Annotated in this window: 13 protein-coding genes; 9 read left to right on the plus strand and 4 right to left on the minus strand. The window is 60.1% G+C overall.

Features of this window, described 5'->3' with window-relative positions; genetic code table 11:
* Window positions 1-112: 112 nt before the first annotated feature.
* Complete coding sequence (locus VWY75_RS15920; RefSeq protein ID WP_416539156.1) at window positions 113-739, minus strand: TetR family transcriptional regulator C-terminal domain-containing protein; 627 nt, start codon at window positions 737-739, stop codon at window positions 113-115.
* 240 nt (window positions 740-979) lie between these two features.
* Between VWY75_RS15920 and VWY75_RS15925 the strand changes: the two genes are divergently transcribed.
* The 8 genes from VWY75_RS15925 to VWY75_RS15960 all read left to right on the plus strand — a co-directional run bounded on the left by VWY75_RS15925 (window position 980) and on the right by VWY75_RS15960 (window position 9,738).
* A complete protein-coding gene (locus VWY75_RS15925; RefSeq protein ID WP_416538643.1) occupies window positions 980-2,230 on the plus strand; it encodes a Zn-dependent hydrolase in 1,251 nt (416 codons plus the stop codon).
* A 196-nt stretch (window positions 2,231-2,426) separates the two neighbouring features.
* Window positions 2,427-3,881, plus strand: a complete 1,455-nt coding sequence (gene hydA / locus VWY75_RS15930) for a dihydropyrimidinase (protein ID WP_340545341.1) — start codon at window positions 2,427-2,429, stop codon at window positions 3,879-3,881.
* A gap of 60 nt (window positions 3,882-3,941) precedes the next feature.
* Entirely contained in the window at window positions 3,942-4,781 is an 840-nt protein-coding gene (locus VWY75_RS15935; RefSeq protein ID WP_340545342.1) for an ABC transporter ATP-binding protein, read from the plus strand.
* A 105-nt stretch (window positions 4,782-4,886) separates the two neighbouring features.
* A complete protein-coding gene (locus tag VWY75_RS15940; RefSeq protein ID WP_340545343.1) occupies window positions 4,887-5,804 on the plus strand; it encodes an ABC transporter permease in 918 nt (305 codons plus the stop codon).
* Window positions 5,805-5,889: 85 nt separating this feature from the next.
* Complete coding sequence (locus VWY75_RS15945; protein ID WP_340545344.1) at window positions 5,890-6,735, plus strand: ABC transporter permease; 846 nt, start codon at window positions 5,890-5,892, stop codon at window positions 6,733-6,735.
* A 117-nt stretch (window positions 6,736-6,852) separates the two neighbouring features.
* Window positions 6,853-7,839, plus strand: a complete 987-nt coding sequence (locus VWY75_RS15950; protein WP_416538644.1) for an ABC transporter substrate-binding protein — start codon at window positions 6,853-6,855, stop codon at window positions 7,837-7,839.
* A 137-nt stretch (window positions 7,840-7,976) separates the two neighbouring features.
* A complete protein-coding gene (locus VWY75_RS15955) occupies window positions 7,977-8,195 on the plus strand; it encodes a DUF6500 family protein (RefSeq protein WP_340545346.1) in 219 nt (72 codons plus the stop codon).
* Between the two features lie 289 nt (window positions 8,196-8,484).
* On the plus strand, window positions 8,485-9,738 hold the full coding sequence (locus VWY75_RS15960; RefSeq protein ID WP_416538645.1) for a 4Fe-4S dicluster domain-containing protein: 1,254 nt from the start codon (window positions 8,485-8,487) through the stop codon (window positions 9,736-9,738).
* 48 nt (window positions 9,739-9,786) lie between these two features.
* Here VWY75_RS15960 and VWY75_RS15965 read toward each other — a convergent pair whose 3' ends face one another.
* The 3 genes from VWY75_RS15965 to acs form a co-directional block, all read right to left on the minus strand.
* Window positions 9,787-10,287, minus strand: a complete 501-nt coding sequence (locus VWY75_RS15965) for a flavin reductase family protein (RefSeq protein WP_416538646.1) — start codon at window positions 10,285-10,287, stop codon at window positions 9,787-9,789.
* 192 nt (window positions 10,288-10,479) lie between these two features.
* Window positions 10,480-11,163, minus strand: a complete 684-nt coding sequence (locus tag VWY75_RS15970) for an adenylate kinase (protein WP_416536148.1) — start codon at window positions 11,161-11,163, stop codon at window positions 10,480-10,482.
* A gap of 8 nt (window positions 11,164-11,171) precedes the next feature.
* Window positions 11,172-13,133, minus strand: a complete 1,962-nt coding sequence (gene acs / locus VWY75_RS15975) for an acetate--CoA ligase (protein ID WP_416538647.1) — start codon at window positions 13,131-13,133, stop codon at window positions 11,172-11,174.
* A 602-nt stretch (window positions 13,134-13,735) separates the two neighbouring features.
* Here acs and VWY75_RS15980 point away from each other — a divergent pair.
* Complete coding sequence (locus VWY75_RS15980) at window positions 13,736-14,752, plus strand: C4-dicarboxylate TRAP transporter substrate-binding protein (protein WP_340545351.1); 1,017 nt, start codon at window positions 13,736-13,738, stop codon at window positions 14,750-14,752.
* The last annotated feature ends 69 nt before the right edge of the window (window positions 14,753-14,821 follow it).

Here is a 14,821-nt window from a genome sequence, read left to right on the forward strand (position 1 = left end):
CTGGCGGCCTAACACGCTGCCCGACTGACATAATTGGAAACGGCGCGTCCTGATCGGCGCGCCGTTTGCTATTGATCGCATCACACTGTTGAACGGGGGGGGGCGGCTAGGATCAGGACCTGCCGGAACCGGGAGGTGTCAGCATCCGGCGGAACATCCGGTCGAGATGCTCTGGTGCCGCATCAAACGGATCCTCATCCCCCATCAATGTGCGGACCTGCACATCGAAATCCGCATAATGCTGGGTCAGCGACCAGATCGAAAACAGAAGATGCTTCGGATGGGTCGGGTTCAGCTTGCCGTTTGTCATCCAGCCTTCGATCAGAACCGCTTTTTCTTCCAGCAGCGGTTTTAGATCCTTGGACAGGGTTTCCAGCATTCGTGGGGCGCCCTGGACAATTTCATTTGCAAACAGGCGGCTTTCGCGCGGGTAATCCCGACTCATCTGCAACTTGCGCTGTACATAGGACAGCAGTTCCTCCAGCGGGTCACCCTCGGCGTCGATGGCGCGCAGCGGATCCAGCCAGGTGTCAAGCAGCCCCGACAGCAGTTCCGTGAAAATCGCCTCCTTCGAGGGGAAATAGTAGAGAAGATTGGGCTTGCTTAACCCGGCGGCACGGGCAATCTGGTCGACAGTGGCGCCGCGGAATCCGCTGTTGGAGAATACTTCCAATGCGGCCTCCAGAATGGTGGCGCGATTCTTTTTCTGAATGCGGGTGGGGTTGCGATCCTTGGGCATGGGGCTGTTTGGGCTCTCGCTGGTGGCCGCAACACCGCTGCGCGCCTGAATTTCGCTCAACCGGCTCTGCGCGCCGGAGTTTTCTTGTCTTGTTAGACGCAATTTCTTGACTGAATGTCCACCCGTGATAGCCTGAGTTTGACCAGTTGGTCAAATCATGACCAGCGTTTCAAAGCCACCGACAAGGCGCAAAGCCGCGGGACCCTGCAAAAAAGCAGGGCAACAGGGAAGGAAGCTGAGATGACGTCGCTTGGACAGAATCTGAAGATCAATGGTGACAGGCTGTGGGACAGTCTGATGGAGATGGCAAAAATCGGACCCGGCGTCGCGGGCGGCAACAACCGCCAGACGCTCACCGATGAAGATGCCGAGGGGCGCGCGCTGTTTCAGACATGGTGCGAAGCGGCAGGTTGCACTATGGGGCTGGACACGATGGGCAATATGTTCGCCCGTCGCGAAGGAACAGACCCCGATGCGCTGCCGGTCTATATGGGATCACATCTGGATACGCAGCCCACTGGCGGTAAATATGACGGCGTCCTTGGGGTGCTGGGCGGGCTGGAAGTCATCCGCACACTCAATGATCTAGGCATCAAGACCAAACATCCGATCGTGGTTACCAATTGGACCAATGAGGAAGGCACGAGGTTCGCTCCGGCGATGCTGGCCTCCGGTGTTTTTGCAGGCAAGCATACGCAGGACTGGGCCTATGCGCGGGAAGATTCCGAGGGAAAGACCTTTGGTGACGAGCTGAAACGTATTGGCTGGGTGGGCGATGAAGAGGTTGGCGCGCGCAAGATGCACGCGATGTTCGAATTGCACATCGAACAGGGGCCGATCCTTGAGGCGGAAAACAAGGATATCGGCGTGGTGACCCATGGCCAGGGCCTGTGGTGGCTGCAATGTACGGTCACGGGCAAGGACGCCCATACCGGATCGACCCCGATGAACATGCGTGTCAATGCAGGCCTTGGCATGGCGCGCATGACGGAGGCGGCGCATCAGATTGCCATGGCGCATCAGCCCCATGCGGTCGGGGCAGTCGGACATTGTGACGTCTACCCGAACTCGCGCAATGTGATCCCCGGAAAGGTGGTCTTCACCGTCGATTTCCGGTCGCCCGATCTTGAAAAGCTGACGTCGATGCGGTCGAAATACGAGGTGAAGGCGAAGGAGATCGCCGACGAGCTGGGCCTTGGGCTGGAGATTGAACCGGTCGGCCATTTTGATCCTGTCACCTTTGATGAGGGCTGCGTCAGCGCGGTGCGCTCGGCGGCCGAGCGGCTCGGTTATAGCCATATGGATATCGTGTCAGGTGCAGGACATGATGCCTGTTGGATCAATGATCTGGCGCCGACGGCGATGATCATGTGCCCCTGTGTGGACGGTCTGAGCCACAATGAAGCCGAGGATATTTCCAAGGACTGGGCGGCCGCCGGAACCGATGTCATGCTACATGCGGTGCTGGAAACTGCAGAGATCGTCGTGTGAGATGCGCCCCGGAAAGGTTTGGGGTGTGGGTTGCGGCAATCTGCGGCGTGCAGTGAAGGGGGCGCTGCCCCCGCGGCCCGCCGGGCCGCTCCCCCGGGATGTTTCCGGCCAGAAGAACAATCAGAGGAACAGGGCACCTGTTCTGAAAGAACACGCGGAGGCGTAGAAACACGCCCCAATCCAGGGAGTTGTTACCATGAGTAGAGTCATCAAGAACGGCACCGTCGTGACGGCCGATCTGACCTATAAAGCGGATGTGCTGATCGAGAACGGGGTAATTACCGAGATTGGCCCGAACCTGAAAGGCGACGAGGAGCTGGACGCCTCCGGCTGTTATGTGATGCCGGGGGGGATTGACCCGCATACGCATCTCGAAATGCCCTTCATGGGGACATATTCCTCGGATGATTTTGAAAGCGGTACCCGGGCCGGGCTGGCGGGGGGCACTACCATGGTGGTGGATTTTGCGCTGCCGAATCCAGGCGAGAGCCTGCTGGACGCGCTGAAACGCTGGGACAATAAATCGACCCGCGCCAACTGCGACTACTCTTTCCACATGGCGGTGACCTGGTGGGGCGAGCAGGTTTTTGACGACATCAAAACCGTGATCCAGGAGCGCGGCATCAACACGTTCAAGCACTTCATGGCCTATAAGGGCGCGCTGATGGTGAATGATGACGAGCTCTATGCCTCCTTCCAGCGGCTGGCTGAGCTTGGCGGCATAGCCATGGTGCATGCTGAAAACGGCGATGTGGTGGCGGAGCTGTCGGCCAAGCTGTTGGCAGAAGGCAACACCGGCCCCGAAGCACACGCCTATTCCCGCCCGCCGCAGGTGGAGGGCGAGGCCACCAACCGCGCCATCATGATTGCCGACATGGCTGGCGTGCCGCTCTATGTGGTGCATACCTCCTGCGAGGACAGCCACGAGGCCATTCGCCGGGCCCGCATGCAGGGCAAGCGCGTCTGGGGCGAGCCGCTGATCCAGCATCTGACGCTCGATGAGAGCGAGTATTTCAACACGGACTGGGACCACGCCGCGCGCCGGGTGATGTCGCCGCCGTTCCGCAATAAGCAGCATCAGGACTCGCTCTGGAACGGCTTGCAGTCGGGCTCCTTGTCGGTGGTGGCGACGGACCACTGTGCCTTTACCACCGAGCAGAAACGCTATGGCGTTGGCGATTTCACCAAGATTCCGAACGGCACCGGCGGTCTGGAAGACCGGATGCCGATGCTGTGGACCCATGGCGTGGAAACCGGACGTTTGACCCCGAATGAGTTTGTCGCCGTGACTTCCACGAACATTGCCAAGATCCTGAATTGCTATCCGAAAAAGGGTGCTGTTCTGGTTGGCGCCGATGCCGATCTGGTGGTTTGGGATCCGGAGAAGCGCAAGACGATTTCCGCGGCCAGCCAGCAGTCGGCGATCGACTATAACGTGTTCGAGGGGCATGAGGTGAAGGGATTGCCGCGCTTTACCCTGACCCGCGGCCATGTGGCAGTGCATGACGGAGAGATCCGCTGTCAGGAGGGCCATGGCAAGTTCGTCGCCCGCGAGGCCAATGCCACTGTGAACAAGGCGCTGTCGACCTGGAAGGAGCTGACGGCGCCGCGCCCGGTGGAGCGGTCGGGAATTCCGGCAACAGGTGTGTAATCCAGGGACGGGCTGCCAGCTATGGCGGCCCGTTTTCCTGTGTGTAATCAAGGCGAAGAAATGAACATGGAAACGACCACCCAGGCGCTCAATTCCCAGGCCGCCGCTTCCGACATCAACCCGCTTGGCCCTGTCATAGAGGCGAAGGCGCTCGATCTGACGTTTCAGACCAATGACGGGCCGGTGCACGCGCTGAAGAATGTCAGCCTGGAGATCAATCGCGGCGACTTTGTCTCTTTTATCGGGCCGTCCGGCTGCGGCAAGACAACTTTCCTGCGCTGCATCGCGGCGCTGGAACAGCCCACCGGTGGCAGTCTCAGTGTCAATGGCATGACCCCCGATGAAGCGCGGCGCAAGCGGGCCTATGGCTATGTGTTCCAGGCGGCCGGGCTCTATCCGTGGCGAACCATCGCCAAGAACATCAAGCTGCCGCTGGAGATCATGGGCTACTCAAGGGCGGAGCAGGACAAGCGGGTCGAACGGGTTCTGGACCTGGTGGAACTCACCGGGTTTGGCGGCAAATACCCCTGGCAGCTGTCCGGCGGTATGCAGCAGCGGGCCTCGATCGCGCGGGCGCTCGCCTTTGATGCGGATATCCTCCTGATGGATGAACCCTTTGGGGCGCTGGACGAGATTGTGCGCGACCATCTGAATGAGCAGCTCTTGAAGCTTTGGGCGCGGACCAACAAGACCATCGGCTTTGTCACCCACTCGATCCCGGAGGCGGTCTATCTGTCGACCAAGATTGTGGTCATGTCGCCGCGACCCGGGCGGATCCATGACGTGATTGACAGCCCGCTGCCAAAGGACCGACCGCTGGATATTCGCGACAGCCCGGAGTTCATCGAGATTGCGCATCGTGTTCGTGACGGTCTGCGAGCGGGGCATGCCGATGACTGATGTGGTCTGTTTGCGGGGCGGGGCACCGGAAGATTCCAATTTTCCGGGACATTTTCGTGGAAGAAACAGGGGGTCGCGGAGCGCTGGGTCCGGAGGGGCAGGATCATGAAAACCGCACTTGCTATATTAAGTGTTCTCGCCGCGATAACCGCGATCTGGTACGCGGCCTGTGTGCCAATGAACATCAAGGGAGTTCTGGACGCTGCGGAACGCGCGGGTGCCGAGGTGACACCGGCCACCGCGCGTGAGCGGCGAGATATGGCGGCGTTTGGGCTGGTTTTTGGCAACCCCGCTGTGGTGACACAGGTTTGGTCGCAGGACCGGCCCCGACTGCCGGCTCCTCATCAGGTGGCGGTGGAGCTTTGGGAGACCACGGTTGAGAAGAGGATCACCTCAAAGCGCAGTCTGATCTATCACGGTCAGGTGACGCTGTCGGCGACGCTTCTCGGCTTTGTGATCGGCACCGGGCTGGGCATTCTTCTGGCGGTTGGAATCGTACACAGCCGGGTGATGGATATGTCGGTGATGCCATGGGCCATCGTCAGCCAAACTATCCCGATTATTGCACTGGCACCGATGATCATCGTGGTTCTTTATTCCATCGGGGTACAGGGAATCCTGCCAAAGGCGGTGATCTCGGCCTATCTGAGTTTTTTCCCGGTTGTTGTGGGTATGGTGAAAGGCTTGCGTAGCCCGGACCAGATGCAGCTTGACCTGCTGAAGACCTACAATGCGAGTGTCGGGCAGGGGTTCTGGAAGCTGCGGTTGCCTGCCTCGATTCCCTATCTTTTTGCCTCCCTCAAGATCGGCATTGCCGCATCGCTGGTCGGGGCCATCGTCGGGGAGTTGCCAACGGGCGCCGTTGCGGGCCTAGGCGCGCGGCTTCTGGCGGGGAGCTACTATGGGCAGACCGTACAGATCTGGTCGGCGCTCTTTGCGGCTGCGATCTTGGCCGCCGCGTTGGTTGCATTCTTGGGACTGATCGAACGGCTGGTGCTGAAACGGATGGGGGTGACTGTATGATTGATGTTTGGGCCAAGGGCTCTGCCCTCGCCGCTGCGCGGCTCACCCGGGATATTTTCGGCCAGAAGAACAAGGGGATCAGATCATGACGATGGTTGCGATTGCGCTGCTGGTCTGGTGTGGAGGCTGGTGGCTGAACAGCCGTCTGGCCAATGGTCCACGCGCCCATACCCGTGGTGTGAAGCTGCTTGTCCCGGCAATTTTTGGCGTGACGCTTCTTGTCGTTTGGGAGCTTCTGGTGCGGGGGCTTGCGGTTTCGCTGGTGATCCTGCCTGCGCCTTCGGTCATTGCGGAGCGGTTTGCGACCAGCCTGCCCATTCTCTGGCAGGATTTTCAGCAGACCATTCTCAAAGGGGCGCTGTCTGGGTATATCATCGGCTGCGTTGCGGCGCTTTTGATGGCCATTGCGGTGGACCGCAGTGACTTCCTCCGGCGGGGATTGCTCCCGGTTGGCAATTTTGTGGCCGCGCTGCCGATTGTCGGCACCGCACCGATTCTGGTGATGTGGTTCGGCTTTGACTGGCAGTCAAAAGCGGCCGTTGTGGTGGTGATGGTGTTTTTCCCGGTTCTGGTGAACACCGTGGCCGGGCTGCGGGAAACCTCGGCCATGCAACGCGATCTCATGCAGACTTATGCGGCGAGCTACTGGCAGGGGTTCTTCAAACTGCGCCTGCCTGCGGCGCTGCCCTTCATCTTCAATGGTCTGAAGATTTCGACAACGCTGGCCCTGGTGGGGGCCATTGTGGCGGAGTTCTTTGGTTCACCGACGGTGGGGATGGGATTCCGGATCTCGACCTCGGTCGGACAGCTGGCGCTGGACATGGTCTGGGCTGAAATCCTGGTGGCTGCATTGGCGGGGTCGGCATTCTACGGCATGATGGCTTTGGTTGAGAAAACGCTTACTTTCTGGCACCCGTCGCAACGGGGATAGGCGGGGGCGGGCCGTCGTTGCCCGGCCCCGTAAAAACTGGAAAAAACCTTTGGAGACACAGGGAAATTCGCGCAGAATTCGCAAAGAACAACAGACATAACAACAGGGAGAAGACAGATGAAAACACTGCTGACCGCCGCCGCATTGGCGCTGGGAACGGCATCGGTTGCGCAGGCTGCCGATGAGGTGAAGCTGCAACTGAAATGGGTCACGCAGGCCCAGTTCGCGGGCTATTATGTCGCGCTGGATCAGGGGTTCTACGAGGCCGAGAATCTCGATGTGACCATTCTGCCCGGCGGTCCCGATATTGCGCCGACGCAGGTGATTGCAGGCGGCGGTGCGGATGTCACGGTCGAGTGGATGCCGGCCGCGCTTGCGGCGCGTGAAAAGGGCTTGCCACTGGTCAATATCGCGCAACCCTACAAAAGCTCGGGCATGATGCTGACATGTTGGAAGGACACTGGCATCGCAGCGCCTGAAGATCTGGCAAATCGTACGCTGGGGGTATGGTTCTTTGGCAATGAATTCCCCTTCATGAGCTGGATGAGCCAGCTCGGGATTTCCACCGAGGGCAAGGGTGAGAAGGGCGTCGAGGTTCTGAAACAGGGCTTCAATGTCGATCCGCTGCTGCAGCGTCAGGCCGACTGCATTTCGACCATGACCTACAATGAGTATTGGCAGGTGATTGATGCCGGCGTGTCGCCGGATGAGTTGATTACCTTCAAATATGAGGATCAGGGCGTAGCAACGCTTGAGGATGGTCTTTACGTTCTCGAAGACAAGCTTTCTGATCCGGCTTTTGTCGACAAGATGCAGCGTTTTGTCCGGGCCTCCATGAAGGGCTGGAAATGGGCTGAGGAGAACCCGGACGCCGCAGCAGAGATCGTCCTGGACAATGATGCCTCGGGCGCGCAGACCGAAGAGCATCAGAAGCGGATGATGTCGGAAGTCGCCAAGCTGACAGCTGGCAGCAACGGCGCATTGAGCGAGGCTGATTACCAGCGCACGGTGAAGACGCTGCTTGATGGCGGCTCAAGCCCGGTGATCACCAAGGAGCCGGAAGACGCCTGGACCCATGTCATCACCGATGCCGCGCTGAACTGAGTTTCAGTGCAGTGATCTGGCCCCTGTCCGCTGTTCTGCGGGCGGGGGCTTTTCTATTGTATTGCGCACAGGCGCGCTATGGGGCGCTGTGATCCTCGCCTGTCTCGGCAGGCCAGCGGTGGGGGCGGAAGCATCTTATGAGAGACAGTTTGAGGGCAAAGATCATCGCCGTCTGCAACGACAAGATCGCGAAAAAGGGGGATGGCGTTGGCCTTTCCTTCTATGCGTTTTTTGCCAATCGGAATGACGATCCCGAGGCGCTGATGGAGGCGGCAGAATGGTGGATCAAGCATCATCAGCTGGACCATTTTGAAAAGGCAGTAAAGATTCGCCAGATGGTGGAGACAGGTCTGTGACCCTGCCGTCGTTGTTGCGCCGCAACCGGTGCGGCGGCTGGTTCTGCACCAGTTGCGCCCGGTCTGTGGGCAGGTGGCCCATTTCCCTGTCCCTTCAGCAGCTGTTGACGCCGACAGAAACGGCGTGACCGCCGATCGGATAGGGCGGATCTTTCAGAATAAATGACAGTTAAAAGTTGAGTCTTATTTTCGATTACACGTTACAGGTCGAAATTCCATGTTAGCCTCATCTCATCAAACGATGGGGATTTTCGGCTGTGGTTTGGTTCTCAATCTGAAGGGAGAGGCCATGACTGTCTGGGAAAATGTGCAACTCTGCCTGCGCTCTCAACCCAATGTGCGCGAAATGGCTGATCTGCGGACTGCGGTCCGGGTGTCGCATCCCGGTGCCTCCTATCGACGGTATAACCCCGAAAGCCAGGTGCGCTGGCCGCTGGCAGATCTCTGTGAGGCGGCGGTGCGGCGGCGTCAGCAGCATTCGCGGTTGGGAGCGTCGGCGCCGCGCTCCGATCAGGTGCTGGTGATGTATGATGCCCGCGCAGTGGAGCAGCTATCCTGGTTGAAGAACCATCCCCCGGTTGCGGGTATGGATGTCACAGCTGCGGCCACCAGCGGTCTGGAACGCGCTGGTCACGCGGATCTCTTACACGCGATTTCCGACGGGTTTGACTGGGTGCTGCTGGAATCCGCAATTGAAGAGAACGCGCGTCTGGCGCAACTGCGGGAGATGGAGCTGGCCGCTTGTCTGGGGCTTGAGGGGCGGGTGGTCCTGTTCCATTCGGCGGCGCATCTGGAGCAGCTGCTGGCGGAGGGTATTGCGCAGCTGCCGGTTATTGAGCACCGGCGTGTCGACACCGAGAGCAACGCCAAGCCGCGCCGTCGGCGCGAGGCGCTGCAGCTCTTTGCCAGTGTGACCCTGTCACAAGACACTGATGTCATCGCGTTGCCGCAGGACGCCCCATATGGCGGGATCGAGCTGACTGGGGATTGCACCCTCTGTCAGGCCTGCACCTGGATGTGCCCCACCAATGCGCTGATCGGAGCGGAGAACGGAGGCGGGCTGGACTTCATAGAGGCGGACTGCATGCAATGCGGGCTATGCGTATCGGTGTGCCGCCAGAATGCGATCAGATTGGTGCCACGGCTGGAGCTGAAGCGGGACCGGCTGCCGGTATCGCTGACCCAGCCGGATTTCTTCTGGTCGGATGGGCTGTCTGGCGGGGCCGAAACCGCAACGGGGGAGACAGCGCCGCAGACGGCCAGTTGCGGTTCCGGGCCGACCATCGATACGCCGGGCGCTGCTCGGGCGACTGAGGCAGCGGCATCGGGCAAGACCGAGAACGATGATGATCATGACGATCCCGATGATTGGATGGGCGGTGGCGGCGCTGACTGGTCCGGGCATACTGTCCGGGAGAGGACAGACCGGGGGGCCGGCACGGGTTCGTCGCTGCTGCGGCTGAATGATCTGGGCGCGCATTGGCCTGACTGGGCGCGTTTGACGGGACTTATGGCAAAACGGCGCGAAGATCCGCTGTCCTAGGACCTTGGCGTGGCTGTGCAGAGGGGCGATAGATCTGGAGATCCGAATCTAGCTCTGCTCCATAAACCCGCCGTATTGGCCGCGTTTGAAAATCAGACCCTTGCCCGGGCGGCTGGTGGTTCGCAGCACCGCGCCGACAAGAATACTATGATCGCCGCCGTCGTGGCAGGCATGGGTGCGGCAATCAAATCGGGCAATGACATCAGGCAGAACGGGTATTCCCTCGTCATTGTCTCGCGCTGGAATACAGGAAAAATCTTCGCCGTTGCGGGCAAAATGCATCGCCATGTCCAATTGATCCTCGGCCATGACATGAATCGAAAAATGGGTGGCAGCAACAAAGGGATCGTGGCGTTTGGACGCGCGGGCGGGACACCAGAGCAGCAGTGGCGGATCCATCGAGACCGAGGCGAAGCTGTTGGCTGTGATTGCCAGCGGCCCACGGTCCGTGCGTGTGGTCACCACGGTCACGCCAGTGCCGAAACACCCTAGGGCGTCTCGGTAGGCCCGCAGGCTGTCGGGACCGGGGATAAAGCTGGTTTCGGACATCTCGCGCGCCTTTGGTTCAGTTTTGTGCTGGGTGCCATGGGAACAAGCCCATGTCCACCAGCTACCAATGTGGCACGCATCCCCTCAAAAGCCAGAGAGGATTGAAAACAGGCCCACATTTCTGCGGACCTGTCTGGTAATTAATGTTTTTCGACAACACGCTTTGATTGAACGTCGTCGTGCTGACCTTCGTCAAGCGGTTGCAGCACGTACAACTTTGCTCAGCGAGTTCGCGATCTGGTTGATCTCGCCCATGGCATCGATTCGGTTCAACACATCTTTGTCGTCGTAATAGCTGATGAGCGGCGCGGTCTGAGCATGATAGGCGGCCAGACGGCTGCCCACGGTTTCGGCATTGTCGTCCGCCCGACGCGTCATCTCTGTGCCACCACAGGCGTCACAGGTGCCCTCGACGCGTGGCTGTTTATACTGGTCGTGATAACCTTCGCCACAGCCTGCGCAGGTATACCGTCCGGCAACCCGCGCCACCATTGCGGCATCGTCCACCTCCAGGCTGACAGCGGCGTTGATCCGCTGACCGGTTTCCGCCAGCAGCTTGTCCAGTGCCTCCGCCTGGACCGTCGTGCGGGGGAAGCCATCCAGGATGACGCCCTTTGCACAATCCGGTTCCGCCAGCCGGTCACGCAGGATGTTGATCACGATCTCGTCGCTGACCAGCTCGCCTGCCTCCATTACGGCTTTTGCCGCGAGGCCCGCCGGAGTGCCCGCAGCGACGGCAGCCCGCAGCAGATCGCCGGTGGATAGCTGGACAAGGCCAAAACTCTGTTCCAGTTTACGCGCCTGGGTGCCTTTGCCGGCGCCGGGCGGTCCGAGCAGGATCAGAACCGCAGGGCGGGTGAGAACATCAGTCTCCATGTCAGCAATCATCCTTTGTCGGCCCGGTTTGCAATGAGGTCGTCGACCACGGAGGGGTCGGCGAGGGTCGAAGTGTCACCAAGCGAGCCGAAATCGTTCTCGGCGATCTTGCGCAGGATACGCCGCATGATCTTGCCCGACCGTGTCTTTGGCAGACCCGGCGCCCATTGGATCACATCCGGGCTGGCAATCGGGCCAATCTCGGTGCGGACCCACTGGCGCAGCTCCTTGCGCAGCTCTTCGGACGGCTCGCAGTCGTTCATCAGGGTCACGTAGCAGTAAATGCCCTGGCCCTTGATCTCATGCGGGTAGCCGACCACGGCGGCCTCAGCGACGGCGGCGTGGGCCACCAGAGCGCTTTCGACCTCAGCGGTGCCCATGCGGTGGCCGGAGACGTTGATCACGTCGTCGACGCGGCCGGTGATCCAGTAATCGCCGTCCCCGTCGCGGCGGCAGCCGTCGCCGGTGAAGTAGTAGCCCTTGTAGTCGGAGAAATAGGTTTTCTCGAACCGCTTGTGGTCGCCCCAGACGGTGCGCATCTGGCCGGGCCAGCTGTCCTTGATGCAGAGCACGCCCTCGACGCCATTGCCGTCGATTTCCTCGCCGGACTGCGGGTCCAGAACAACGGGGGCCACACCAAAGAAGGGTTTCATCGCAGCACCCGGTTTGGTCGCATGGGCGCCGGGCAGGGGGGTCATCAGATGGCCGCCGGTTTCAGTCTGCCACCAAGTGTCGACAATGGGGCATTTCCCCTTGCCGACCACATCATTGTACCAGGTCCAGGCTTCCGGATTGATCGGCTCGCCGACGGTGCCGAGGGTGCGCAGCGAGGAAAGATCGCATTTCTGGACCCATTCATTGCCCTGACCCATCAAGGCGCGCAGGGCGGTGGGTGCGGTGTAGAACTGCGTCACCTTGTGCTTGTCGCAGACCTGCCAGAAGCGCGAGGCATCCGGGTAGGTCGGCACGCCCTCAAACATCAGCGTGGTGGCGCCATTGGCCAACGGGCCATAGACGATATAGCTGTGGCCGGTGACCCAGCCCACATCCGCCGTACACCAGTAGATGTCGCCGTCGTGGTAATCGAAGGTGATTTCGTGGGTCATCGCGGCATAGGTCAGATAGCCGCCGGTGGTATGCACCACGCCCTTGGGCTGGCCGGTTGAGCCGGATGTGTAGAGGATGAACAGCGGATCCTCGGCATTCATCTCGGCCGGTTTGCAGTAATCATCCGCTTCCAGCGCCATTTCGTTGTAGTCGTAGTCGCGCCCGTCGACCCAGGTGGTCTGACCGCCGGTGCGCTTCACCACGAGACATTTCACTGTGTCTTTTGTGTGCAAGAGGGCTGCGTCGGCGTTTGATTTCAGCGGGGTCTTGCGGCCGCCGCGCGGCGCCTCGTCGGCGGTGATGATCACCTTGGCGTCGCAGCCGTTGATCCGGGCCGCCAGCGCATCGGGGGAGAAGCCTGCAAAGACGATGGAATGAATGGCGCCAATGCGGGCGCAGGCCAGCATGGCATAGGCCGCTTCGGGGATCATCGGCAGGTAGATCACCACGCGGTCGCCCTTGCGCACGCCCATGGTCTCCAGGATGTTTGCCATCCGGCAGGTACGGGTATGCAGCTGTTTGTAAGAGATATGCTGGGCAGGCTCTTCCGGATCATCCGGTTCCCAGATGATCGCGGTCTGATCGCCTCGGGTGTCCAGGTGGCGATCAATACAGTTGGCGGAGACGTTCAATGTGCCATCCGCGTACCAGTTGATCGAGACATTGCCGAGTGTGAAATCCACATCCTTCACCTGGCTGAAGGGCTTGATCCAGTCGATCCGCTTGCCCTGTTCGCCCCAGAACCCCTCGGGATCCCGCATCGAAGCGGCGTAAATCTCGTCGTATTGTGCAGCGTTGACATGGGCGCGTGCAACCGTCTCCTCCGACGGCGCATAGGCTTTGCTGTCGCTCTCCTGGGTCATCTTGTGTCCCTCCCTCCAGTCTGTTCTCGGAATGGCACACCACAGCGCACAGCGAGATGTGTCAAACCTTTTCCGTCCTCCACAGCGATAATACCCAAGCTTGAAAATAAGGAAATAAGTGTCAGAGGAATAAGGATTTACCTGTAAATCTATTTCCGAGGTTGGTCTGAGGTAGTAAACTTATTCTGGCGTTGGCACATCAATCTTTTGTTTATCATGATGTTAGGTGTAAATATCGACCGGAGCGCCCGTGCTGGCAAATCAGCGGCCTGCGCGATGCTGGCGCTATCATCGGGCGCCGACTGGCACCATCGCCTGCGGCAAACTGTGCCAGGGTGCGACGCCCTCGGGTGCCTGTCGGTCCATGGGGCCGGGCGCGTCTGCGGACCGCTGCCAGGTTGTCAGGCAGGTTTTGTGCCCATGGCGCACCAGCGCCTTGTGGGGTTGGCAGCGCCCTGGCTTAGCGCTAGCGTGGTGCCAGATGCTCGCAACTCTGCGGACCTGAGGGCTGTGATCGCAGGATCACAGCAAGCCCGGCACCCGGCGACGCCAAGGTGCAGGGGGGGCGCAAGAGGGACAAGGGCACAAACTGGGAGGTACTCATGAAGACCAATTTGACCGCCGCAACTGCGGCGCTTGTCGGCCTGTCCATTGCAGGCAGCGCTGCGGCCACCGAATGGAACGTTTCTGTCTGGGGCAAACGCCGCGCCTTTACCGAACATGTCGAAAAGCTGGCTGAGCTGGTGTCCGAGAAAACCGGCGGCGAATTCACAATGAACATCAGCTATGGTGGCCTGTCGAAGAACAAGGAAAACCTTGACGGGATTTCCATCGGTGCCTTCGAGATGGCGCAGTTCTGCGCGGGCTACCACCGCGACAAGAACCCGTCGATCACCGTGCTGGAACTGCCGTTCCTTGGCGTGAATACGCTGGAAGAGGAAGTCGCTGTCAGCCATGCGGTCTATGCACATCCGGCCGTACAAAAGGATCTGGCGCGCTGGAATGCCAAGCTGCTGATGACTTCACCCATGCCGCAGTACAATATCGTCGGCACCGGCGAAGCGCGCGATGAGCTGGGTGAGTTCAAGGATATGCGGGTGCGGGCCACCGGCGGCATCGGTCAGGCATTTTCTGCCGTGGGCGCGGTGCCGACATCCGTGACTGCAACAGAAGCCTATAACGCGATGGAATCCGGCGTTGTCGATACCGTTGCATTTGCCCAGCACGCGCATCTCAGCTTTGGCACCATCAACAAGGCCGACTGGTGGACCGAAAACCTCAACCCCGGCACCGTGAACTGCCCGGTGGTCGTGAACACCGATGCCTATGACGCGCTGAGCGATGCCGAGCGTGAAGCCCTGGACAGCTCGGTGGATGAGGCAATTGCCCATTACCTTGCGAACTATGGCGTGCTGCTTGAGAAATGGGACAGTGTTCTGGCCGAAAAAGGCGTCGAGAAGGTCACCATCTCCGAAGATCAGCTGGCTGAATTCCGCAAGGTTGCCGCCGATCCGATCCGCGAGCAGTGGATCGCCGACATGAGCGCGCAGGGGCTGCCAGCGCAGGAGCTTTATGACCTGGTGCAGAAAACCCTGAGCGACCTGCGTTCGGGAAGCTGATTTTCATCCAAATGATGAAAGGGCCGGGCAAAGCTGCGCCGGCCCTTTCTTACGTGATTGCAAAGTAGA

It is taken from the genome of Phaeobacter sp. JH20_08 (assembly GCF_048056635.1).
Classification (GTDB): Bacteria; Pseudomonadota; Alphaproteobacteria; order Rhodobacterales; family Rhodobacteraceae; genus Phaeobacter; species Phaeobacter bryozoorum.